This window comes from Serratia sp. LS-1 (assembly GCF_003719595.1).
In the GTDB taxonomy this organism is placed as follows: Bacteria; Pseudomonadota; Gammaproteobacteria; order Enterobacterales; family Enterobacteriaceae; genus Serratia; species Serratia ureilytica.
Map to the genome: position 1 here is coordinate 2,985,372 of NZ_CP033504.1, position 23,088 is coordinate 3,008,459.

Annotated in this window: 27 protein-coding genes and 1 tRNA gene; 9 read left to right on the plus strand and 19 right to left on the minus strand. The window is 58.2% G+C overall.

All coding sequences use genetic code 11. The annotated features are described in order from the left end of the window. Positions 1–22: 22 nt before the first annotated feature. The 9 genes from ccmI to ccmA form a co-directional block, all read right to left on the minus strand. Positions 23–1,237: a c-type cytochrome biogenesis protein CcmI gene (ccmI, locus tag EDY99_RS14305; protein ID WP_033651975.1), complete on the minus strand. Its 1,215-nt coding sequence runs from the start codon at positions 1,235–1,237 to the stop codon at positions 23–25. Then, a complete protein-coding gene (locus EDY99_RS14310; protein WP_047025282.1) occupies positions 1,237–1,704 on the minus strand; it encodes a cytochrome c-type biogenesis protein in 468 nt (155 codons plus the stop codon). The genes ccmI and EDY99_RS14310 overlap by 1 nt, the downstream gene beginning before the upstream one ends. Beyond that, the gene (locus EDY99_RS14315; protein ID WP_033643916.1) at positions 1,701–2,252 is read right to left on the minus strand and encodes a DsbE family thiol:disulfide interchange protein; all 552 of its coding nucleotides are present in this window, start codon (positions 2,250–2,252) and stop codon (positions 1,701–1,703) included. The genes EDY99_RS14310 and EDY99_RS14315 overlap by 4 nt, the downstream gene beginning before the upstream one ends. Next, positions 2,249–4,219: a heme lyase CcmF/NrfE family subunit gene (locus EDY99_RS14320; protein WP_033643917.1), complete on the minus strand. Its 1,971-nt coding sequence runs from the start codon at positions 4,217–4,219 to the stop codon at positions 2,249–2,251. The genes EDY99_RS14315 and EDY99_RS14320 overlap by 4 nt, the downstream gene beginning before the upstream one ends. Beyond that, the gene (gene ccmE / locus EDY99_RS14325) at positions 4,216–4,710 is read right to left on the minus strand and encodes a cytochrome c maturation protein CcmE (protein ID WP_004936264.1); all 495 of its coding nucleotides are present in this window, start codon (positions 4,708–4,710) and stop codon (positions 4,216–4,218) included. The genes EDY99_RS14320 and ccmE overlap by 4 nt, the downstream gene beginning before the upstream one ends. Continuing rightward, positions 4,707–4,943, minus strand: a complete 237-nt coding sequence (ccmD, locus tag EDY99_RS14330; protein ID WP_033651976.1) for a heme exporter protein CcmD — start codon at positions 4,941–4,943, stop codon at positions 4,707–4,709. The genes ccmE and ccmD overlap by 4 nt, the downstream gene beginning before the upstream one ends. After that, the gene (locus EDY99_RS14335; protein WP_042785127.1) at positions 4,940–5,677 is read right to left on the minus strand and encodes a heme ABC transporter permease; all 738 of its coding nucleotides are present in this window, start codon (positions 5,675–5,677) and stop codon (positions 4,940–4,942) included. The genes ccmD and EDY99_RS14335 overlap by 4 nt, the downstream gene beginning before the upstream one ends. A 120-nt stretch (positions 5,678–5,797) precedes the next feature. Beyond that, the gene (gene ccmB / locus EDY99_RS14340; RefSeq protein ID WP_025303731.1) at positions 5,798–6,457 is read right to left on the minus strand and encodes a heme exporter protein CcmB; all 660 of its coding nucleotides are present in this window, start codon (positions 6,455–6,457) and stop codon (positions 5,798–5,800) included. Continuing rightward, positions 6,457–7,089, minus strand: a complete 633-nt coding sequence (gene ccmA, locus EDY99_RS14345; protein ID WP_123062181.1) for a cytochrome c biogenesis heme-transporting ATPase CcmA — start codon at positions 7,087–7,089, stop codon at positions 6,457–6,459. Before ccmA ends, ccmB begins: the two co-directional genes overlap by 1 nt. Positions 7,090–7,318: 229 nt before the next feature. On the opposite strand from ccmA, the gene EDY99_RS14350 reads away from it, so the two are divergent. After that, positions 7,319–8,245: a formate/nitrite transporter family protein gene (locus tag EDY99_RS14350; RefSeq protein ID WP_123061864.1), complete on the plus strand. Its 927-nt coding sequence runs from the start codon at positions 7,319–7,321 to the stop codon at positions 8,243–8,245. 129 nt (positions 8,246–8,374) lie between these two features. Continuing rightward, a tRNA-Arg gene (locus EDY99_RS14355) sits at positions 8,375–8,449 on the plus strand. A 71-nt stretch (positions 8,450–8,520) separates the two neighbouring features. Here the strand turns inward: EDY99_RS14355 and EDY99_RS14360 are convergent. From EDY99_RS14360 to EDY99_RS14375, 4 genes are all read right to left on the minus strand, one after another. Then, positions 8,521–8,763: a hypothetical protein gene (locus EDY99_RS14360; protein ID WP_089197287.1), complete on the minus strand. Its 243-nt coding sequence runs from the start codon at positions 8,761–8,763 to the stop codon at positions 8,521–8,523. Between the two features lie 19 nt (positions 8,764–8,782). Further along, entirely contained in the window at positions 8,783–9,583 is an 801-nt protein-coding gene (locus EDY99_RS14365) for a helix-turn-helix domain-containing protein (protein ID WP_089197288.1), read from the minus strand. A 699-nt stretch (positions 9,584–10,282) separates the two neighbouring features. After that, positions 10,283–10,504, minus strand: a complete 222-nt coding sequence (locus tag EDY99_RS14370) for a hypothetical protein (RefSeq protein ID WP_033643922.1) — start codon at positions 10,502–10,504, stop codon at positions 10,283–10,285. 1 nt (position 10,505) lies between these two features. Continuing rightward, complete coding sequence (locus tag EDY99_RS14375) at positions 10,506–11,477, minus strand: hypothetical protein (RefSeq protein WP_046896279.1); 972 nt, start codon at positions 11,475–11,477, stop codon at positions 10,506–10,508. A 227-nt stretch (positions 11,478–11,704) separates the two neighbouring features. Between EDY99_RS14375 and EDY99_RS14380 the strand changes: the two genes are divergently transcribed. The 3 genes from EDY99_RS14380 to dsdC all read left to right on the plus strand — a co-directional run bounded on the left by EDY99_RS14380 (position 11,705) and on the right by dsdC (position 14,970). Next, a complete protein-coding gene (locus tag EDY99_RS14380) occupies positions 11,705–13,201 on the plus strand; it encodes a PAS domain S-box protein (RefSeq protein WP_046687575.1) in 1,497 nt (498 codons plus the stop codon). A gap of 134 nt (positions 13,202–13,335) precedes the next feature. Continuing rightward, on the plus strand, positions 13,336–13,587 hold the full coding sequence (locus EDY99_RS14385) for a CsbD family protein (protein WP_033643925.1): 252 nt from the start codon (positions 13,336–13,338) through the stop codon (positions 13,585–13,587). Between the two features lie 453 nt (positions 13,588–14,040). Further along, complete coding sequence (dsdC, locus tag EDY99_RS14390; protein ID WP_033651984.1) at positions 14,041–14,970, plus strand: DNA-binding transcriptional regulator DsdC; 930 nt, start codon at positions 14,041–14,043, stop codon at positions 14,968–14,970. An 11-nt stretch (positions 14,971–14,981) separates the two neighbouring features. Here dsdC and EDY99_RS14395 read toward each other — a convergent pair whose 3' ends face one another. From EDY99_RS14395 to EDY99_RS14405, 3 genes are read right to left on the minus strand one after another with little or no spacing between them, the layout of a single operon-like run. After that, positions 14,982–15,284 carry a hypothetical protein gene (locus tag EDY99_RS14395; protein ID WP_042785132.1) on the minus strand — a complete coding sequence of 101 codons (303 nt, stop codon included), beginning with the start codon at positions 15,282–15,284 and terminating at the stop codon, positions 14,982–14,984. A gap of 3 nt (positions 15,285–15,287) precedes the next feature. After that, positions 15,288–16,211, minus strand: a complete 924-nt coding sequence (locus EDY99_RS14400; RefSeq protein WP_046687576.1) for a DMT family transporter — start codon at positions 16,209–16,211, stop codon at positions 15,288–15,290. A 46-nt stretch (positions 16,212–16,257) separates the two neighbouring features. Next, entirely contained in the window at positions 16,258–16,548 is a 291-nt protein-coding gene (locus EDY99_RS14405; protein ID WP_033643929.1) for a hypothetical protein, read from the minus strand. 397 nt (positions 16,549–16,945) lie between these two features. Between EDY99_RS14405 and EDY99_RS14410 the strand changes: the two genes are divergently transcribed. Beyond that, a complete protein-coding gene (locus tag EDY99_RS14410; RefSeq protein WP_033632458.1) occupies positions 16,946–18,097 on the plus strand; it encodes a porin in 1,152 nt (383 codons plus the stop codon). 57 nt (positions 18,098–18,154) lie between these two features. On the opposite strand, the gene mltB is transcribed toward EDY99_RS14410, so the two are convergent. Beyond that, complete coding sequence (gene mltB, locus EDY99_RS14415; protein WP_046687577.1) at positions 18,155–19,243, minus strand: lytic murein transglycosylase B; 1,089 nt, start codon at positions 19,241–19,243, stop codon at positions 18,155–18,157. A 279-nt stretch (positions 19,244–19,522) separates the two neighbouring features. On the opposite strand from mltB, the gene EDY99_RS14420 reads away from it, so the two are divergent. The 3 genes from EDY99_RS14420 to ypdK all read left to right on the plus strand — a co-directional run bounded on the left by EDY99_RS14420 (position 19,523) and on the right by ypdK (position 21,129). Next, entirely contained in the window at positions 19,523–19,975 is a 453-nt protein-coding gene (locus tag EDY99_RS14420) for a DUF805 domain-containing protein (RefSeq protein WP_047574204.1), read from the plus strand. Between the two features lie 83 nt (positions 19,976–20,058). After that, a complete protein-coding gene (locus EDY99_RS14425; protein WP_033651988.1) occupies positions 20,059–20,496 on the plus strand; it encodes an antitoxin HicB in 438 nt (145 codons plus the stop codon). Positions 20,497–21,054: 558 nt separating this feature from the next. Further along, the gene (gene ypdK, locus EDY99_RS14430; RefSeq protein ID WP_099782600.1) at positions 21,055–21,129 is read left to right on the plus strand and encodes a membrane protein YpdK; all 75 of its coding nucleotides are present in this window, start codon (positions 21,055–21,057) and stop codon (positions 21,127–21,129) included. 58 nt (positions 21,130–21,187) lie between these two features. Here the strand turns inward: ypdK and EDY99_RS14435 are convergent, their stop codons facing one another. Together EDY99_RS14435 and alaC are read right to left on the minus strand one after the other, a co-directional pair. Then, positions 21,188–21,712: a cytochrome b gene (locus EDY99_RS14435; protein ID WP_033643933.1), complete on the minus strand. Its 525-nt coding sequence runs from the start codon at positions 21,710–21,712 to the stop codon at positions 21,188–21,190. 112 nt (positions 21,713–21,824) lie between these two features. Then, entirely contained in the window at positions 21,825–23,054 is a 1,230-nt protein-coding gene (gene alaC / locus EDY99_RS14440) for an alanine transaminase (protein WP_033643934.1), read from the minus strand. Between the last annotated feature and the right edge of the window lie 34 nt (positions 23,055–23,088).

Consider the following 23,088-nt stretch of genomic DNA (forward strand, 5'->3'; position numbering starts at 1 on the left):
CTCCATAAAAACACGTTCGGTCTTATTTTTCAGGGACCTGCTTGTTTATCTGAACGCTAACCTGCTCTTTGCCGCTGAATGTCTGCAGCGAGCTTTCGCCGAACCAGTCCCCCGGCTGCGGCGTGGCCAATCCGTCCTGTGAGAGGCGCACACGCACCTGCACCTGATGCTGTGCCGAGAGTAGACGCTCGGGCATCATGGCGTTGCTGTCGTCCAGAGAGAAAGACAGCGGAAAACGGCTCAGCGGCAATTGTTTTACCGCGACCGGCACCGGGCTGACGCCGTCGGTCACCGAGATAACCAGCGTCCCCTGCGGCGGCATGGCTTTCGCCGCCTGCGGTGACAGTGAAACAGTCACATTCAGTTTAACAGTTTCTCCGCCGGCCTGGGCTTTTGCTTGTGCAATACTGCGCTTTATCACTTCCGCGCGCGGATCGTTGGCCGGCAGCAGCTGCAGCATCACTTGCCAGGCGCCGATCGCCTGTTTGAAATCGCCCTGTTCGAAAGCGTTGAACGCCAACAGGCTGAGCACCCGCGGATCGCTGTGATTTTCCGCGATCATGCGCCGCAACAGCTGCGTCGCCTGCTTGTTATCCTCCGGATCGTTGGATCGCGTCAAGACCTCGGCATAGCCGAGCCGCACTTCCAGACTATTCGGATCCAATTGATAGGCATGAGCAAATGCCTGCGTGGCGGTGGTGGCGTTGTTCAACGCCATGCCGACGCGCCCCAGCATCATCCAGTCATTGATATTGCGATCGTCCTGCTGCAGCTCGGTGCGCAGCCCCAGCCCGAGGCGAGCGATCTCTTCCATGCTCAGCGGTTTGGCGCGCTCATTGGCGACACGCTCACGCAATTCCGGCATTTGCGCCTGCACCAGACGCCAATCCAGCACCTGCGCCAACCCGCCGGTTTTCAGATAAAAGCCAACGGTCACCGCCAGCAATAACAGCACGCCCGGCACTAACGCCCAACGGTTGATCGGTTTCGCCTGCTCTGCCTGTTCGACGGGGATGTCGTTCAACAGGTTCTGTTGCAGCTCTTTAACCAGCTCCGGGCGCTCGGCCACCACGCCCTGCTGCTCGTCCTGCTCCAGTTCGCTGAGGCGATCCTGATAGAACGCCTTGTTCAGCGCATCGCGCGTAGCGGCGCTCTGTTTGCCGTGGCGCATCGCCGGCACCACCAGCAACGCGGCGGCGCCGGCCAGCAACACGCAAATAATCAGCCAAAAAGCCATTAGGGTTTCTTCCTGTCAGTCTCTTGCAACAACGCCGCCAGGCGCTGCCGTTCCCGTTCGGAGAATTCATCGTCCACCGCCGCATCGAGCCGGCGACGGGTGCGCAGGATCACCACCGCCCCGCCTATCAGCACGAACAGCAGCGGGCCGATCCACAAGATCAGCGTCGCCGGCGTTACCGGCGGTTCGTAGGTGACGAAATTGCCATAACGCGCCACCATGTAGTCGATGATCTGCTGCTTGCTTTGCCCCTGCATCATCAGCTCGTACACCTTGGTGCGCATGTCTGCGGCGATAATAGCGTTGGAATCGGCAATGCTGTTGTTCTGGCATTTCGGGCAGCGCAGCTGTTCGGTCAACTCGCGATACTGTTGCTCCTGCTCGACGGAGTTGAAGCGATAGGTATCGATCGCCGCAGCGGCGCTCCAGCTCAGCAATGCGGCGAACAGCAGGGCAATCAGCCTCATGCCTCACCCCCGTACTTTCTATACAGCGGCAGCACTTCCTGCTGCCAGACGCGCTCGTTCATGTCGCCGGCATGGCGATAGCGAATGATCCCCTGTCCGTCGATAAGGAAGGTCTCAGGCGCGCCGTACACCCCAAGATCCAACCCCAGCATGCCGTCGCCGTCGTACAGGCTGAGCGCATAGGGATTGCCGAGGGAATTAAGCCAGGTCACCGCCTTGGCGCGATCGTCTTTATAGTTCAAGCCGACCACCCGCACGCCGCGCGCCGCCAGCGTATTGAGATACTGGTGCTCCGCGCGGCAGGTCGGACACCAGGTGGCCCAGACGTTGAGCAATATCGGCTTGCCGTCGCGCAGCACCGCCTGATCGTAGGTTTTGCCCGGCTGATCCAACGATTCCAGCCTGAAGGTCGGCACCGGTTTGCCGATCAGCGCCGACTCCAGCATGGTCGGATCTTCGCCGCCGGCGTTGCGCGTCAGTTGCACCATCAGGGCCGCCACCAGCAGCAGGAAGAGCACCAACGGGATAAACAGCAGCTTACGCTTCATGATTGCGCCTCCAGCTTGCCTTCACGCTTGAGCTTTTTGCTCATGCGATAACGCGGGTCGAGAATGCACAGCAGGCCGCCGAGCGCCATAAAGACGCCGCCGAACCAGATCCAGCGCACGAAGGGTTTGTAATACAGACGCACCGCCCAGGATCCGTCTTCCAGCTCCTCGCCCAGCGCTGCGTACAGATCGCGGCTGAACCCGCCGTCGATCGCCGCCTCGGTCATCATGCTGCGCGCCACGCTGTAGTAGCGTTTCTCCGCGTGCAGCGTCGCCTCCGGCTTGCCGTTGCGCGTGACGTCGATGATGCCGACGCCGCCGCTGTAGTTCGGGCCGCGAATGTCGTGCACGTCGCGGAACACGAAGTGATAGTTGTGGATATCCACGCTGTCGCCGGCCTTCATCCGCACGTCGCGCTCCACGCTGTAGTTCTGGCTGAAGGCGATGCCGATCACCGTCACCGCCACGCCGAGGTGGCCGAGCACCATGCCCCAGTGGCTACGGGACAGCTGCCGCAGGCCGCGCCAGAAACCGTGACGATGGGTGGCGCGCTCATGCAGCTCCATCAGCGTCAGGATGATCACCCACAGCGCCATAATCAGGCCCACCACCGTCATGCCGGCGATGCTGTCCTGCAACAGCCACGGCAGCAGAATCGACAGCACCAGCGTCACCAGCAGCGCCACGCCGAGGCGGCGCCACAGCTTGCCCGGCTCATCGCGGCGCCAGCGCACCAGCGGCCCGATGCCCAACAGCAGCGCCAGCGGCGCCATCAGCCAGGTGAACATGGTGTTGAAGAACGGCTCGCCGATCGAAATGCTGCCCAGCCCCAACTGTTTGTGCACCAGCGGCAGCAGCGTGCCCAACAGCACCACCAGCATGGCGGCGATCAGCAGCACGTTGTTGCCCAGCAGGAAGGTCTCGCGCGAGAAGGTCTCGTGCTGCACCCGGCTGCGCACCTGGCCGCCCTTGACCGCGTACAGCAGCAGCGAACCGCCGATGACGATCACCAGATAGGCGAGAATAAACATGCCGCGCGCCGGATCGGAGGCGAAGGAGTGCACCGAGACCAGCACGCCGGAGCGCACCAGGAAGGTGCCCAGCAGGCACAGCGAGAAAGCGGTGATCGCCAGCAACACCGTCCAGGCTTTGAACGTGCCGCGTTTCTCGGTCACCGCCAGCGAATGCATCAGCGCGGTGCCGGCCAGCCACGGCATAAAGGAAGCGTTCTCCACCGGATCCCAGAACCACCAGCCGCCCCAGCCCAGCTCATAGTAGGCCCAGGCCGATCCGAGCACGATGCCCAGCGTGAGGAACACCCAGGCGGCGGTGGTCCACGGGCGCGACCAGCGCGCCCAGGCGGTGTCGAGCCGGCCGGCCATCAGCGAGGCGATGGCGAACGCGAAGGCGACCGAGAAGCCGACATAGCCCATGTACAGCAGCGGCGGGTGGAAGATCAGGCCGATATCCTGCAGCAGCGGGTTGAGATCGCTGCCGTCGATCGGGAAGTTAGGCAACGTGCGGGTGAACGGGTTGGAGGTCATGATGATGAACAGCAGGAAGCCGGCGGTGATCATGCCCATCACCGACAACACCCGCGCCACCGCGTCCTGTGGCATCGCCCGGCTGCACAACGCCACCGCCAGCGACCAGCAGCTCAGCAGCAGCACCCACAGCAGCAGCGAACCTTCGTGCGCCCCCCAGGTGGCGGCGATGCGGTAATACACCGGCAGTTGGGTATTGGAGTTGGTGGCCACGTAGGCGACGGTAAAGTCATTGACCACGAAGGCATGCACCAGGCACAGGAACGCCAGCGCAATCGCGGCGAACATGCCGTAGGTCAGCGGGCGGGCCACCGCCATCATGCGGCTGTCCTGCCGCGCCGCGCCCCACTGCGGGTAAATGCTCAGCAGCAGCGCGATCGCCAGCGCCAGGCACAGCAGAAAACTGCCCAGTTCCGGCATCATGACTTGGCGCCCTCCGCCTGCGGCGCGTTATACGCTTCCGCCGGCCCTTTGTGATTCTCTTTCATCGCGTCGGCCACTTCCGGCGGGGTGTATTTCTCGTCGTGCTTGGCCAGCACTTCGCGCGCGTTGACCACGTTGCCCTCGCCCAGCACGCCCTGCGCCACCACGCCCTGCCCTTCGCGGAACAGGTCCGGCAGAATGCCGGTGTAGGTCACGCCGATCGCGCCGCGCGCATCGTAAATCTTGAAGCTGACCTGCAGCGTATTGGGATCGCGTTTCACCGAGCCGGGCATCACCATGCCTCCGATGCGCAGCCGCTGGCCGACCTCGGGCTTCTCATGGTTTTCGCCCTTACCCTGCAGGATTTCACCCGGGGTGTAGAACAGATCGATGTTGGAGCGCAGCGCGTACAGCATCAGGGTTGCGGTCAGCGCGATGCCGATCAGCACAACGATCGCCAGATAAAGGCGGCTTTTACGACGTGGATTCACAATGATTTCTCCCGCGGTGCGGCGGATTTTTGTTTTGATTGTTGCGCATGGCGAATGCGCCGCTCGCGCGCCTGACGGCGGCCGATCTCGGCGAGCAATAGCCGTCGCTGCCAGACGGTGTGCGCCACCAGCCCCAACAGCGAAATCAGCGTGACGGCGACCGCCAGCCAGACATAGAAGGCATAACCGCCCATGGCGAAAAACGCCGGCCAGGAATCGAACGCGGCATTCATGACTGACGCTCCTTATTCACCAGCCCGGCAACCCACGGGCGCTGGCGCTCCTGGAACAGGATAAGATTGCGCAGGCGCATCAGCGTCAGCGTGATGAACAACAGCAGATAGCCGAGGATCGCCCAGCGCAGCGGGGTGCGCATGCTTGGCGCGATGGATTGCTGCATGTTGGTCGAGCCCTGATGCAGCGTATTCCACCATTCGACGGAGAAATGGATGATCGGAATGTTCACCACGCCCACCAGCACCAGAATGCCGGCGGCCCGGCCCGCCAGGCGACGGTCTTCAAAAGCGTTATACAGCGCGATAACGCCCATATAGAGGAACAGCAGCACCAGCTCGGAGGTCAGCCGCGCGTCCCATACCCACCAGGTGCCCCACATCGGCTTGCCCCAGGCGGAGCCGGTCACCAGCGCGATAAAGGTGAACACCGCGCCGATCGGCGCCATCGCCGCCACCACGGTATCGGACATTTTCATCTGCCACACCAGGCCGATAAACGCCGCCACCGCCATCGAGGCATAGATGCCCATCGACCACATGGCCGCCGGCACGTGAATATAAATGATGCGGAAGCTGTCGCCCTGCTGATAATCCTTCGGTGCGAAACCAAAGCCCCATGCCCAGCCAAGCAGCAGGCAGGCCGCCGCCGCCAGCCCCAGCCAGGGGATAAAGCGGCCGCAGACGTGATACAGCCGTTCAGGCCGCGCCAGTTGATGTAACCATTTCCACATTGTCGTCAGTGCTCACGGTAATTTTTATGCGTCGGCCGCTCCGAGCGATCGAAACGGCGCAAATCTTCTACGGGGTACGCTCTTGTCGGCCTTGCCCCGTCTGTTCATTCAATACGTTAGCTAGTGCACGCTCACCCGCAGCGCCGCCGCGGTGGCAAACGGCGCCAATGTCACGCTGCCCGCCAGCATCGCGCCGAGTATCGCCAGGTAGCCGTCGATCGGCATGCCCATCGAGGCAGCGTCGATCGCGCCGGTGGCAAAGATCAGCACCGGGATATACAGCGGCAGCACCAGCAGGCTGAGCAGCACGCCCCCTTTGCGCAGGCCGACGGTCAACCCCACGCCGATGGCGCCGATCAGGCTCAGCGTCGGCGTACCGAGCAGCAGCGTCCCCGCCACCGCCAACCAGGTTTGCATATCGAGCGACAACAGCAACGCCACCAGCGGCGACAGGATCAGCAGCGGCAATCCCGTCACAACCCAGTGAGCACACACTTTGCCCAGCACCGTCATCGGCAGCGGCGTCGGCAGCAGCAACAGCTGCTCCAGCGAACCGTCGAGAAAGTCGTCGCGAAACAGCCGCTCCAGCGACAGCAGCGAAGCCAGCAGCGCCGCCACCCACACGATGCCCGGCGCAATGCGCGCCAGCAGCTGCGGTTCAGGGCCAATCCCCAGCGGGAACAGCGTGATCACAATCAGGAAAAACCACAGTGGGTTGACGATCTCCGACCCTTTACGGCAGGCGATCTTCAATTCGCGACGCACCAGAGTCAAAAACATCACAAACTCCCCGCGTCGTGTTCCGCCAAACGAATTTTGCCCACCGTTTGGCTGACGCCGGCCAAATCCTGATGCGTGGTCAACAATACCATGCCGCCCCGCTGCGCATGTTGTTCAAAAAGGCTAATCAACTCGGCCACGCCCTGTTTATCGATTGCCGTCAAGGGTTCATCGAGGATCCACAGCGGCGCCGCGCTGAGCCACAATCGCGCCAGCGCCACCCGCCGCTGTTGCCCGGCCGAAAGCTGCGCCACCGGCAGATCTTCGTACCCCACCAACCCCACCTGCTCCAGCGAGCGCCAGATGGCCTGATGCTCGACCGCGCCGCGCACCGCCTGATAAAACTGCAGATTTTCAAAGGGTGTCAATACGGCTTTGATGCCCGGTTGATGGCCGATAAACAGCAAATCTTGCTGATACGCCGCGCGATCGCGCAACGTGTTGCGCCCGCGCCAGCACACCTCGCCGCCGTCCGGCCGCGCCAGACCGGCGAGGATGCGCAGCAAACTGGTCTTGCCCGCGCCGTTCGGCCCTTCTACCTGAATGATATCGCCCGGCTGAACTGAAAAGCTTAGCTCGCTAAACAGGATGCGCTCATCGCGCACGCAACTCAGACTTTTGGCTTCCAGCATCAGGGAACTCATATTTTTCTTTGGGATAGCGAATCATAGCATAAGCCTTTCCCCGCACGCAGCCTGCGGCGGGCGCGCCGAGGGGCCAATATGGCGAGCAGGATCAAGAATGCGTGGAAAAAATCGGCGGATTTTAACTCTTGTTACCTTTTTCTGTATTTCGCCGCATTTAGACCGGGCAACTACGCTTAATGACGTGAACTCACCCTTATTGAGCAGGAGCGACAGCATGAACGAACAGCCACGCCAGGAGCACGAGCCGGATGAGACAATGCAGGTAGAGAGCGAAGAGCAGGAACAGGGCAAACGCGAAATCGAAGTCAGGGAAGAAAATTTGCCTTCGCGCGCGGCGGCGGTGCATGAGCAGATCCGGATGGAAGGCGAAAAAGAGCTGGAGCGCGACGGGCTGGCGCTGCTGTGGTCGGCGATCGCCGCCGGGTTGTCGATGGGCGCCTCGCTGGCGGCAAAAGGCATTTTCCATGCCCGCCTGCCGGACGATCCCAGCCGCTTTTTCATTGAGAACCTCGGCTACACCTTCGGTTTTATCATTGTCATCATGGCGCGCCAGCAGCTGTTTACCGAAAACACCGTCACGGCGGTATTGCCCATCATGCATAAACCCACGCCGCGCAACCTGCTTATCCTACTGCGCCTGTGGGGCGTGGTGCTGCTCGGCAACCTGATCGGCACCGGGCTGGCGGCGCTGGCGTTTACCCATATGCCGCTGTTCGACGCCGAAACGCGCCGCGCCTTCATCAGCCTGGGCGAAGAGGTCATACGCCATACGCCGGGAGAGATGTTCGCCAACGGCATCCTGGCCGGCTGGATCATCGCCACCATGGTGTGGATGATCCCGGCCGCCGGTGCAGCGAAAATTTGGGTGATCGTGCTGATGACCTACCTGGTGGCGATTTGCGATCTGACCCATATCGTGGTCGGTTCGGTAGAGATCCTGTATCTGGTGTTCAACGGCGCGATGGGATGGCAAGCATTCGTTTACCCATTCGCCCTGCCGACGCTGGCGGGCAACATCATCGGCGGCACCTTTATCTTTGCGCTAATCAGCCACGCGCAGATCCGCAACGATTTGAGCGCCAAAAACCGGGCGGCGCGCCGGCAAGAGGAAAAACGGCGCCACGGTAGGGAAAAACCGTGATCGCCGTCGGTTAGCCGAGGAAATTTCGGCGCGAACTGGCGAGGTATTGAGCAAACGCGCCGCTAAGCGCTTATTCTGCGGGTAAAAAAAGGTATAATGCCCCGGCAGCTTCGGTTGCCGGTCCGCAGCGTCCCCGTAGTTAAACGGATATAACAAGCCCCTCCTAAGGGCTAGTTACTGGTTCGATTCCAGTCGGGGACGCCATTTTTCCTTATCGAGCCAATGCGCATCGACCGCCCGCGGACCCTGCTCCAATCCCTTATTCAGCCCTAATTTCATCCCTGCGGGTGCAGGCACGCCATCCAGGTCATTCCTGCCAACACGATTGGCTGATGTTCCCGATTATTGGCCATCGCATTTCCTGAAAACATGAACAGAATAAATGCCAGCATGAATTGAATGGCCCGTTTTCCTAAACCGGCGACGATGATTCGGCCAAAGGCAGACAGCCTTAAATACAGTAGCAGGAGTGCGTGGTGCCGTTTATTCATCGAATCGGGGCGATTTTCTCTATTCATGACGTCTCCTTTTCCATCACTACGTCACAGGAATAAGTATATCGACATTGATAACTTTACTGTTTGAATTTTCATCTCTATATAGCTCGATGAAGAAGCTTTCCCTCATTTTGACGTTGATGGCCGGCAAGTAAGCATCATATATCCCCTCAAAAAAATTAACGTACTCAGGCAACTCGCCCATAAAGGGAATAACAATATATTTGCCCATTGGGATATAGAAGTTGAAGATGGAGTGAAAAACCGCCTGATCCTTGCCGTTGGCATGGCATTTATTCCCCCTGCTTTTCTCTACATTATATGCCCCCCAATTTTTGCTTAGCCGTTTCTCATTAGTCTGCGCAATATCATTGGCATCTCTGTATTTCCTTATAGAATGGAAAATTAATGTTTTGTAATGCTTCAGCATCTCGATGTCATCCGGCATGACCGTATGATAGAAATAGGGTTTATTATCGTTGCCGTACGGGGGGATCTGCGTGGAAAAATCCCATCCCCGGCTGTTTCTAAAGCTGTTGGGCGTTTCGCCAAAGAAACGTTTGAATGCCCGGGTGTAGCATTGCTGAGAGGCAAACCCCGATGCCAAGGCGACATCCAATATGTTCCCTTGATGCTGTTTGAGCAAGACAGCCGATCGGCTCAGCTTTCTATTCCTGATATACGTCCCGAGCGTAATGCCAAAATAATGCTTAAACAACCGCTGTAAATGCCATTTAGAGTAACCCGAGATAATTGAAACCTTCTCAACCGAAAGCCCCTCCACAATATTCTTTTCCATATACTCCAACACTTGTAAAAGAATATCTCTCCTGTAATCCATGTGCGCTCCTTGCATTTATAAAAGCCGTATCCTTTTCATTAAAATCGTTAAGCGAAGAAATTAAGTCATTAAGATTAATCCTAAAAAATCACGCCCTCTTCTTTTTATTCTCACACCCTCCAAGAGGTCATTATATAAATAACTGAAAATGATCATGTTATATAAATCCACCCACAAGAAAATAGAAAAACAAAATTTAACGGCACAAAGTGCATCTATTGAAGGAGCACTTGCGCCGCCACTGAGAATCACACTTTCTGTTAAATTTTTTATCTTAAAGTGTTTTTTATCGCATCAATTGCATGGCCGAATAGGAATTTCATCATCAGAAATTAAATCGCATTTTATAGCCTTGATTGTTGATAACACTTATTGCAGCTAATGGGTAAAGCCTGAGCCGTGGCTAAGGAAGCTGAGAGGAATAAACGCAAAGCCTGAACATCAGGCTTAATAATCACGTGTCGCAACAGTGAGTTTCTTTTTTATCTTTCCCTGCACAGAAAAAGCGGATGCATCAACAAATCATGTTAGAGGTCATATATTGCCTTCCCGTCCCGGGGGCATTGATGCTCCCGCACCGCGCCAGCCTCTCCGCCGTCAAGCGCCAAGCCGATACGCGCCATAGTTTGTTACCGTAACCGCCCGCTCCTCAAAAAAAAGCCCAGCACGCAAAGCTGGGCTTTTCATCCAATGAGCGGATTAGTCCGTCAGGTTGTCGATCTCTGCCGCTCTGTGCTTACGCAACAGATACAGCAGCAAGGACACCCGTCGCTCGGTCCGTTCCGGGGTATCCGGCGGCAAGTTATAGCGCAAGGTGTAGCGCTCGTTGTTCTCGTTGCAAAAATCGATGACCAGTACGGGCGCAGACGCTCCCGCCACTTTTCGATAATTCAGCGAGATGCACGACAGGTTTTTGCCCATCTCAACTCACCGTGACGGTACGGCGGGTTGACTCGGCAATTCGCCCCACGCCGGCGCTCAACGCAGCGCCCAGCAGCAGTATCAGCAGTGAGCCCCACGCGGCGCGAGAGAGTTGCTTGGCCGCTTCATCAGCCGCTTCACGCGCTTTCTGCTCGGCCTCGGCCTTGAGTTTTTCCACCTTCTGCACCGCCTGCTGATAAGCCTGGGCGTAGTTATCGACGATTTGGCTCGCTTCATCACGGCTCTTGCCGGTGCGTGCCGCAACAATATTCACCAGCGCGTCCTTATCGGCGGCGCTCAACGTCGGCTCACCGGACTGCTTAACGCGCTCGAACCACTGCTTAAGCTCGGTGGCGGCCTGCGCCGGATCGGCCGCGGCATCCACCGCCGACTGCTTGCCGTCGGCGGCCGCCCGATTGGCTTTCTGCTCCAACCGAGCCGGATCCAGCTCCGGCTTACCGCTCTGCTTAAGCGTTGCGTTCAACTGGCTTTCCAGGTTTCCCCAGTCGAGGCTGATGCCCTTTTTATCCAACTGTTGCTTCAGGCTGTCGCCCACGCTTGGCGCCGCCGCCGCCAGGCCGCTGCCCGCCAGCGAGAGCCCTTTGCCAACCGCGTTGCCAGCCAGCCCCACCACGCCGCTCGCCAGTGACACCATCAACCAGGTAGTCAGCAAGGTGGTGATCGCCCAGCTCAGCAGGCCATGCAAGCCACCGCGATTCGGCGCGGTGCGGCCGGCGACGAATGCGCCCGCGGCCAGCGACGCCAGCGTTGAAACCAGCAGCCAGATCCCAGTGCCGGTGCCAAATCCGCTCAGCGGGTTGCCCTTTTGCATCATATCCACGGCCTGGGCGCCGATCGCCGTCCCCAGCACGCTGAATATCAGATAAGTCACCAGCGCCACGGCACTCCCGGCCAATATCGAGCCCCATGACACCTGAAACGCAAAGCGATTTGATTCATAGACAGTGGTCATCGTTGTTCCTTATATTTTCTGGACAAGTGATTGCAGACACGGCAGAAAACCGCGCAGACAAATTCAGTCTGCCGCGCGACATCATCGGCCGTCCCGGTTCATTTGCACCAGAACGCCTGGTGCATTCACACCCTGCGAATACGCACGTTATGCACTAAGCTGCTCAGCGAGTAGCGTAACCCGCGGCCCATAGAGAGGCCGCTCCCCTTCTGTCTAGCGGAGAACACATGAGCCAATCCGTCTTGGCCAGCGAAACCAACCGCGGCCACCTGCAGCAAATCATCTCCGGCTTGTCCGACGGCGTGATCCTGACGGATACCGATCAAACTCTGCTATGGGCCAACGAGGCCGCGTTAGCCATGCATGGCGTGAGCCACCAGCAAGCCCTGGGGGCCAATGCCGGCGAGTACGCGGCGCGTTTTGCCCTGCGCTATCGCAACAACCATCCGCTGGCTTTGGAGCAGTACCCTTTGAACCGGGTTGCCGATGGCGAGACCTTCACCGATGTGGTGGTGGAAGTTCGCCAGGTCGACGATCCGGACAGTTTCTGGGTGCACCGCCTGCGGAGCCTGATCGTCACCGATCCGCAGGGGCAGCCGGAGCTGCTGGCGCTGATCATGAGCGACGCGACGGAGTGGGCCAGCGCCGAACAGCGCTTTGAAAAAACCTTTAACGCCAATCCGGCGCCGGCGGTCATCTGTCGGCTCAGCGATCTGCGCTACGTCAAGGTCAATCAAGGGTTCCTTGATATGACCGGTTACCAACGTGAACAGGTCTTGGGGCGTTCGGTTTATGAACTGGACGTCCTGCAACAGGCCGAGCATAAAGAGCTGGCCGTGCAGCGCCTGGGGGAAGGCGCCACCATTCCGCAGATGGAGGCCGAGCTGAAACTGCCCGATGGAGGCAGCAAGCTGGTGGTGGTTGCCGGTCAACCGTTGGACATCAATGAAGACGACTGCATGCTGTTCACGTTTACCGATCTCGAACCCCGGCGCCAGGCTGAATCGGCGCTGCGAGAAAGTGAAGAGCGGTTCGCCAAATCTTTCCGCCTGAGCCCGGTGCCAACGCTGGTGTGCACCGCAGACGGGCGGCGCGTGCTGGATGTTAACGAAGCCTTCGTCCGCGCCATCGAATGCGACGCCGAAGCCTTGGTCGGCAAATCGGTCGACGAGATCCCGGTTTTTGACGATCCCGAGGCGGGCAGCCGTTTGTTTGCCGCCCTGGAAAAAACCGGCAATGTCGAAGGGATGGACATCCGGGTGCGCAAGAAAGGGAGCGAGTTAATCGACTGCGTGGCCTCGGCGGATGCCGTCAGCATCCATAATGCGCCCTGCTATCTGTTGGTGCTCATGGACATTACCGAACGCAAGCGCTCGGAGCTGGAGCTGGTGAACGCCATCGAGGAAGTGATGCAGGACGCCTCGTGGTTTAGCCAAACCCTGATCGAAAAACTGGCTAATGTGAAAAGCATCAATCGGTCCAACCAGACCGGGTTTGCCGCCAACGATCTCACCCCGCGCGAGCGCGATGTGCTGGGTTTGATCTGCGAGGGACTGCCGGACAAGAAAATCGCGGCGCGCCTCAATCTGGCGCTCAACACCATTCGCAATCATGTCGCGACGGTCTATTCCAAACTCGGCGTGCACAGCCGCAGCGAAGCCATCGTATGGGCCAGAGAACGCGGGCTGTTTACCGGCGGACCAGCCTCGATGAATGGCAAGTAGCCTGCAAATGCACTAGCCATACCGATGCAAACGCCCCTTATGAGCACCGAGTGAAGTGCATAACATGGCGGTGCAAATGCAGGCTTTCGCCCTGTGCGAACGCCAAACGGATCGAACCTAAGGAGCGCATCATAATGAACAGCGAAAAAGCCAATGGCATGATGGAAAAAGTGGCGGGCAAAGCGCAGGAAATCGCGGGCGACGTCAGCGGCAACGAACGTTGGCAGGCCGAAGGCGTCACGCGCCAGGCAGTGGGCGCGCTGCAAGAAAAATACGGCGACGCCCTGAGCTGCGCCGGCAGCATGATGAAGAAAAATCCCCTCGCCGCGTTGGCACTCGTTGCCGGCGCAGGTCTGTTGGCCGGCCTGCTGCTGCGTCGCCGTTGATGGGCGCCGACGAGCAAACCGCTTTTCCCTGAATGCCGTGTCCGGTGGGCAGCCACCGGGCACGGTTCTTTGGCCAGGCGGGGGATTGCTGCCTCCCTCTCGTTGGCATCCGGGCTTAACGCGTGCTCTGCGTCGCCATGCCACGGATTATTATGGCGAAACCGTTATATCCCGCATGGAACATGAGCCTTTATCGTTCAGGCTGTCGCACACCGCCTTTACTCGCGGCTTAACGGCACCTCTTTTATTATATTCATCCTATTGCTGATTATCATCGCCCTCTCAATCAACGCCCCCAGCGCCTGTTATTTCCGCTTGTTATGCCAGTAAGTTAATTTACCCTCAACATAACGAAATCCCTCGGCATAAAAACCGAATATATCAATCAGGCTGGGTTTATCCCTCGAGCCATTAAATGTTAATATTGCCGGATTATGCGCACGGAGAAATAGCATGTTCCCCAGTAAAAAACATTCGCAGCGGGCGACCCCGCTGACCAGCTATCAATTTTCCAGGCTGCATACTTTCGAATGCGTCGCCCGTCATTTATCTTTTGCGCTGGCGGCACAAGAATTGTCGATCACCCCCAGCGCCGTGAGCCACCGCATTAATTTGCTCGAAAAGGAATTGGGGTTTCTGCTATTCCAACGCTTTCATCGCAGAATTACGCTGACGCCGGAGGGCGAGCGCATGCAATGGGCGCTGGACAGCTCCTTCAACACCTTGAATCAGGAAATCCTGGACATCAAAAATCGCGAGTTGACGGGGACCTTGACCCTCTACTCGCACCCGTCCCTGGTGCAATGTCTGCTGCTGCCGCGCATCGGCGATTTTATCGCCCAGCACCCCACCATTCACCTCAACATTCTGACCGGGCAGGAAATCATCAACCTGGCCAACCGCGGCGTGGATCTGGCGATGTACTTCGGCAAACTGCGCTCGGGGCGGCATCTGGAAGAAGCCTTTATGCAGGAATCGATGGTGCCGATCTGCACGCCGCAGTACGCCGCCGCACACAATCTGTATGATGCGCCGGAAAACCTGGCTCACTGTACGCTGCTGCACGATCGCTACAACTCCGGCGAAGATGAGTGGCAAACCTGGTCACAACACTTTGCGCTGGGGCTGGATACCGACAGTAAAAGTATGGAGTTCGACCGTTCCGATCTCGCGGTGCTGGCCGCTACGCGGCACCTTGGCGTCGCCATGGGGCGGCTTAATCTGGTGCAGGACTGGATCAAAAGCGGCGAGCTGATCATTCCGTTCGCCGATATGACCGTGCCCTGCGAACACTGCTATTTTACCTCGACCATCTCCGAGCGGCAGTGGCCGAAGATCCTCGCGTTTAAGCAGTGGATAATGAAAATATCCCCTCTGGTCTGATGGCCAGAGGGTTATCGCCATACTTTGGGAGAATAAGAAAAATGCAACGCGCAGGCATAGAGCCGGCCGGCCTTTGAATAAGAGATATATTTGCGATTTTTATCCCAGGTCAGCAGGGAATTATTGGCAAAGTAATAAACCTCCAGCGGCATCCCGTTAGCCAATTTCGACCAACCTCGGCTTCTTATCACGGTAAAGTCACCGTTATCGCTGAGCGTAATCAACGGCACGCCCCAGGCATAGCGGGATATTTGCATCTGAATAATGAATTGGCTTTCGCAGCTTATTTGGTAATTCTGTACATCAACATCCATAATTTATATTTTTGGTGCCACCCTACGGTCAAAATAAATAAGATATGAACAACTCACCACGATTAACCCCAGCACGATCAGCACGGCACCCAATACAAACTCAATTTGCAGCGGCTCGCCGAGCATGACGACGCCGGCCAGGATGCCGAATACCGGCGTCATAAAGGTGAGAATGCCCAGCGAGGACGCCTGATAACGACGCAACAGTGAAAACCAGATCAGGTAACTGAAAAACGACACGATCACCGTTTGGAACAGCAGGCTACTCCAGGCCACCCGGCTCAGAACGACGTGCAAATTGCCCGACGCTATCGCCAGCAACGACAGCAGCACGCAGGCGCCCGTCAACTGGAACAGCAGCGTCTGTTTAGCCGGGCACTCCGCCAGACGCGTGGTACGGATCACCAGCGTAGAACCGCCCCAGGCGATCCCCGCCAGCAGACCGTAAAGATCGCCCTTCAACCGAGCTGCAGCGCCGCTGCCCTCAGCCATGCCCGATATGGCCAACACCACGCCGCCAAAGGCGATGAGCATGCCAAGCCACTGCACCGACGACAGGCGTTCCTGGCGAATCAGAAAATGCAGGCCGAGAGCGGAAAACAGCGGCGCGGTATACAAAAACACCGCCATATGCGAAGCGCTGGTATAGCGCAGCCCTTCGGAGACAAAAAAGAACTCCAGCGCGAACAATGCCCCTACGCTCAAACCGGCGCTCAGCGTGGCACGATCCCAGGTGAAGCACTCGCCGCGGCAGCGCGCCAGCAGGTAAACCCCCAGCGCGGCAAGACCGGAGCGAATGGCAATTTGCAGCACCGCCGACACATCCGGTTCAGCGGCCTTGATCGCCACCTGCTGCATCCCCCAAATGGCGCATAGCATCACCATGGCGGCGGCAGCCCTGCCGTCGATACCGATTCTTGCATTCATAATAGGGTTCCCGCCGCCGTTGAAATAATCACAGGCTGCCGTCGCGTTATTCTTTATACACCACGATTTCCTGATAAAGCTTAATAACTTCGCCATCGCTGTCGACGGAGTCGGTATATTCAGTTTGCTGCGCCAGGTGAATCACCTTCCAGCCTTTTCGCGCCAATTCCGGGATCGTCAGGCGCCCCACGCCGCGGCAGAAAAACAGAGTGTCGTCAGACAACCTTAGCTTACTAACCTCTGCATAATCATAAGCTTGAGAATGGCAGACGTGCGACTCCGCCGCCATCGCCGGTAATGAAAACAGCCCCACCAACAACATTAACAGGTTTCTCATGGCGACCTCCCAATCGCTTATTCCTGCCAACCGATTACGCAAAAATGCCTCACGTTAATACGGCGGTGACAGGCTGGAATTAATTATCTCTTGCATGGCTGAAATTACAGGCTGGGGTTGGTGACTGACAAATGAAAAATATAAACCTTGGCGTTAAATGAATTCATCCGAGTGGAGAGAGAGGCAGAGCGGCCACTTTCACCGCACGAAATGGTCAAAAACCGGCCAATAATTAGCAAGAAAAGTAATTATTTATTTCACCGTTTATGCTACAAATGCCGCCCGCCGCTAAAACACCAAAAAAAACCGTCAAAATGCGCAAAAACGCAGCTTTCTGCGCAAAACATCGGCATGGCGGCGCTGATGAGGGCGGTCATACCTAAAACAGGGATAACACATGGCAATGAAATTGCGCGTAATGACTCAAGCGGTGGCGCTGGGTCTGGCGATCGGCAGCGCGTCGTTCGCCGCTCAGGCGGAAATCACCCTGCTGAAGCAAGATCCACAGGCCGGCGATCCGCTCAGCCGCCTGAACTTCACCGTTGGCGGCAGTATTCGTCCGCAGTTCAACAACATGACGGGCGACGGTGACAAGGGCTCGTACAAGCGTAACGGCTTCGACGGCGGCACCCGCTTCCGTTTCGCGGCGGACTACTATCTGTTCGACGATATCAGCTGGATCAGCTACTACGAGCTGGGCGTGAACATTCCGGCGCTGTTTGACTGGGATCATCACTATGCCGACGGCGCGAGAAACACCAGCCGCCGCATGCTGTACACCGGCCTGAAAAGCAACACCTGGGGCCAGATGACCTTCGGTCAGCAGAACAGCGTTTATTATGACGTGGTGGGCGCCAAGACTGATATTTGGGACTACGACATGCTGGCCCAGGCGCCGGGCAACGGCATTAACGGCGACTACGACGGCTCTTACCGTTCACGCAAAATGCTGAAGTACAAGAACCGCTTCGGCGATGCGGACGTTTACGCTTCGTACCTGTTCAGCGACAGCGACTACCTGCCGGGCAACGGCCTGCGCTACAAGCGCAAAGGCGGCGGCTCTCTGGGCGTGGATTACCACATTACGCCGGATCTGACCTGGGGCACCGCCTGGAACTACACCCGCGCCGAAATGCGCAACCCGTCCACCAGCGGCAGCAAAAGCTACGATCAGAACATTTTCGGCACCGCCATCAGCTGGAAACCGGACAACTGGACCCTGACCTTCGGCGGCGGTTACTACAACGACTTCCTGACCACCAAGAAAGCCGACGTCAATAATTACTTCGCCGGCGATGCGTGGGGTATCGAATACCTGGCCGGTTATACCGTGCCGGTAGGTCAGTACGCGGTGAAATCGGTGATGCCGTACTTCATGGGCGACCGCCTGGAATACATCACCGGCCGCAACTACCAGCGCATCGATAACGGCCTCGGGGTGACCGTACAGTTTGACTACGGTTTCCGCGTTGACGTGGAGCACGTGCTAACATCGAGCACCGATAACCTCGGCGATATGACCGTGGTGCGTCTGCGCTACGATTTCTGATTGCTCAGAATGCAAAAAAGGCCGCGCAAGCGGCCTTTTTCGTTTATTGACACAGCGTCAGAAGCCGCCGCGCGCCGAGCGCCCGACCGCTTCGCCCAGTTGCCATACCGCCATGGCGTAATGGGTGCTGTGGTTATAGCGGGTGATGACGTAGAAGTTCGGCAGACCGTACCAATACTGGTAGCCGGTGCCGACATCCAGCCGCAGCAGGCTGGCCTCTTGGTTATCACCAAGCGAACCCTGCGGGCTCAAGCCGGCTTCGGCCAGCGCGGCGACCGAGTAGCGCGTCTTGAAGCCGTTTTCCAACCCCGGCGCCTGGCCGTTGGCCTGAATGGCGACCGGCTCGCCTTTGGACCAGCCGTGCGCTTTGAAGTAATTGGCCACGCTGCCGATGGCATCGACCGGATCCCACAGGTTGATATGCCCATCGCCGTTGAAATCGACCGCATAGCTTTTGAAGGAAGAAGGCATGAACTGCCCGTAGCCCATCGCACCGGCGAAGGAACCGCGCAACTCGAGCGGATCGTCGCCTTCGGTGCGCGACATCAGCAAGAAGGTTTCCAGCTCACCGGCGAAGTAATCGGCGCGGCGCGGGTAGTCGAAGGCCAGCGTCGCCAGCGCATCGATAATGCGGGTTTTACCCATTACGCGGCCCCAACGGGTTTCCACGCCGATAATCCCCACGATAATCTCCGGCGGCACGCCGTACACCTGCCAGGCGCGCTGCAGCGCATCCTGATATTGATTCCAGAACACTACGCCGTTTTGCACGTTATCCGGGGTGATGAACTTGTTGCGGTAGCGCAGCCAGGAGCCATTCGGCCCGGTTGGCCCCTGGGTAGACGGCGTCGGCGCCTGCCTGTCCATCAACCGCAGCACCGAATCCAATCGCCGAGCCTGCGCCAGCACGTCGTGCAGCTGCTGCCGGTCAAAACCGTGTTCCTGCACCATCTTCTCGATAAAGCGCGCGGTATTCGGGTTATTGGCGAAATCCCCACCCAGCGGCGCGCCGCTGTGCGCCGGGCTCAGCAAAAAGCCGCCCTTTACCGGGGTGCTCTGCGGCGTAGCGGTGGTACTGGGTTTCGGCGTGCTGCTACAGGCAGCAAGCAAGGTAATCAGCGGTAAAAGCGCAACCAGGTGACGCATCGGATATCCATATAGCCATGCAAGAGATAAGTGGGAGTTATGTTAATGCATTGTTCAACGCGAACAAACAGGATTATGCCGCCAATGACCGCGTCAGGTAGCCAAACGTGCCAAATTGTGACGTTTTGCACGGGCAAAGAACGCCCGGTGCGGCCGCGCTGAATCTCAACCGCAACTAAATGAGAAAAGTTATCACCTTGACGCCCACGTTTGCCCCGATAAAATGCCCGACTGCTTGCCACCCGGCTATCGCCGCAATGATCACGACAATGGACTGTGATGGAATCTCTCGGACAACTCGCCAAAGACCTGTACCGTGGGCGCATCTCGCGCAAACCGTTTATTTTCTCGCTGGCGATCTTCGCCATCGGTATCGTGCTGCTGTCGTTTCTGTCGACCTATCTGGATAAAAACCATTTTCGCGCCCACGCGCACGGCGACGGCGCCGAATTCGTCTCGGTGCTGCTGTATCTGCTGTGCATTATGGTGTGGGCGTTGTTCTGTTTCGGCCTGGTCACGTGGTTCATGGCCAAAACCGCGTTCCGACTCAACGATATCGGCCTGCCCGGTTGGGCGTTGGCCGTCGCGTGCTATGTTTGCTCGGTGCTCAACAACTACTCCCCCGGCCCGGTAGCGCGCTGGCTGCCGCTGTTCAGTCTGGCAGTCATGCTCTGCGCCCTGCTGTTGCCGCCCGACGGGCTGCGACGCAAGCCGCGTGAACAGACTGATTGAGCGCCATTCCGCTCAAGGCTATGGCTATCCGCCGGCCGTGCCGTCACAATAGCGCCTCATTCAGGTTTTAATCAGGGATCGCCATGTTCAGCCATTACTTCGCCCATTACGCCTTCGATCGCGACAGCGACGCCTGGCAGATCGGTTTTCGTGACTTCCCCGAGTGGCAAACCGCCTGCTATAAACGCGAAGACATCGAACTGGAGGCGCAGGAAAGCCTGTTGGCCGCCATCGCCGCCACGATGGATGAAGGTTTGCCCCTGCCCGCCCCTTCCCCTCTGCAAGCCGATGAGTTGAGGGTACACCTGCCGGCGCTGGTGGCGCTGAAAATCGAACTGCACAACGCCATGCTGCGCAAAAACACCGGTAAAGCGGCGCTGGCGCGCAAGCTGGGTTTCAACGGCGGGCAAATGGAGCGGTTGCTGGATATCGGTTACGCCTCGAAGGTGGAAGCGTTGGAGCAGGCGCTGTATCTGTTGGGCTACGACGTGCGCGTGACAATAAGTGAAGTTTGCCAATAAGTTAGCAACAGGTAAGCAAAATATTATCCGCAGGGGCTAAATTTTCCTCCATTCGCGCCGATGTGATCGTTACCTAATCCTCTGTCGCAACAACGAAGGCTAAAAATGGAGTGGAGTCGCCGTCATATTTGGGCCGTTATTCTGCTGTCTTGTCTCGTTTTTTGGGTCATTCTGGCGACCGGCATCAACGCCGTCGCCTGAGCGCCTGCCGCTGCATTGCTTCATCCCTTATTTTACAGCCCACCACGGCGGGCTAGTTCCTGTCGCCCGCCGATAAAAAGCGTTATAAAACAGCGCGTCCTGTTCAAAAAACAGCCAAAAATTGTGATCAAAAACACAGTATTGAAATCAGACCAGTATTGAGAGTACATTAGCGCCGATCCTGTCGCGGTTCGGATTTTACCTCACGGAGCATGAGGCGCGACAACCGGACAACCCGCGCGCGAGGACGTTGTTCTTTCGTTTGGAAGAACCCGCCCGACAAACAGGTTGCCCATAAAACACTCAGCACAACAATCGGGATCATTGCTGGCGAGGACTCCAGACAGGAGTTGTTCAGTGAAATATTTTTTGATGGGCGTGTCATTCATGCTGGTTGCCTGGGTTGGCACCTTCATGTTGATGGTTGCCTGACCGGGAACACAGCCAAAGGGACGCGCGAGCGTCCCTTTGTCGTTTCCGTCGTTCGCCGTTATTTGCCCGGCATCATGCGGCGCAGGGTGTCGTCCTTGCGCAGGTAGTGGTGATACAGCGCCGCCAGCGCATGCGCGCCAATGATAAAGTAGCCGATATTCGCCAGCGTCTCATGAACCGTTTTAACCAGCTTGCGCATCACCGGATCCGGCGTCACCCATTGCGGTACCGGCCACCCCAGTAAAGTCCACGATTTCCCGCCGTAGGCCAGGGTTAACACGCCCAGCAGCGGCAGCATCAGGAATACCACGTACAGCAGCCAATGGAAGATCTTGGCGCCCACTTCCTGCCATTCCTCCAGCGGCGGCGTGGTCGGCGGCGTCGCGTGGAGGGTGCGCACCGCCAGCCGAATCAGCATCAGGGCAAAAACCGAAGCCCCAAAATTAAAGTGCAGATTTTTGACCAGCGGCGCCCACGCCTCCGGCACCGAATCCTTCAGCAACATCGCCGCGTAGGTGAGGATCACCATCAGCAGCGTCAACCAATGTAAAACGATTTGCGATCGCGCATAGCGGTTGCTCATACACTCTATCCAAAAAAATAAAATTCAGCGTAGTCGAGCATAATGGGGAAATAATGAAGAAAACCTTGGGACGGGAAAAAATAAGGCCGAACAAACGTCCGGCCTGACAGGATTATTTGGCGCCGCCGCCTTTGCCCGGCATCAGCAACCCGTCCGCGCGGAACATGGCCTTGATGCCGCGCACCGCCTGGCGAATACGATCCTGATTTTCGATCAGAGCGAAGCGCACATGGGTATCGCCATAGTCGCCGAAGCCGATGCCCGGCGAAACGCAAACCTTGGCTTCCGCCAGCAGGCGTTTGGCGAACTCCAGCGAACCGAGATGGGCATAAGGTTCGGGAATTTTCGCCCAGACGTACATCGACGCCTTCGGGTTTTCCACCATCCAGCCGGCCTCGTGCAGCCCTTTCACCAACACGTTGCGGCGCTGCCGATACTGCTCGGCGATATCGCGCACGCACTGCTGATCGCCTTCCAGCGCGGCGATGGCCGCCACCTGCAGCGGCGTAAAGGTCCCGTAGTCGTGATAGCTCTTGATGCGCGCCAACGCGCTGACCAGTTCGGGATTGCCGACCATGAAACCGATGCGCCAGCCGGCCATGTTGTAGCTTTTCGACAGGGTGAAGAACTCCACCGCAATGTCTTTCGCCCCCGGCACCTGCATGATCGACGGCGCTTTCCAGCCGTCATAGACGATATCGGCATAGGCCAGATCGTGGATCACCAGCACGTTGTACTGCTTGGCCAGCGCCACCACCCGCTCGAAGAAATCCAGCTCCACGCACTGCGCGGTCGGGTTGGACGGGAAGCCGAGGATCATCATTTTCGGGCGCGGAATGGTTTCGCGAATGGCGCGCTCCAGCTCGCCGAAGAAATCCACGCCGTCCACCAGCGGCACCGAGCGCACCTGAGCGCCGGCGATCACCGCGCCGTAAATGTGGATCGGGTAACTGGGGTTCGGCACCAGCACGGTATCGCCGTGATCGAGGGTCGCCAGCATCAGGTGCGCCAGCCCCTCTTTCGAACCGATAGTGACGATGGCTTCGCTTTCCGGATCGATATCCACCTGATAACGATCGGCATACCAGCGCGAAATGGCGCGGCGCAGGCGCGGAATGCCGCGCGAGGTGGAATAACCGTGGGTGTCGTCGCGCTGGGCGACGGCGCACAGTTTTTCCACGATGTGCGGCGGCGTCGGGCCGTCGGGGTTACCCATGCTGAAGTCGATAATATCCTCGCCGCGACGGCGTGCGGCCATCTTCAGTTCGGCGGTGATGTTGAATACGTAAGGGGGAAGGCGTTCAATGCGCGTGAAACGGCGCTGTGGACTGTTATCAGCCATAGGAGATTCCTCGATAGACGTTAGCGCCCGGACC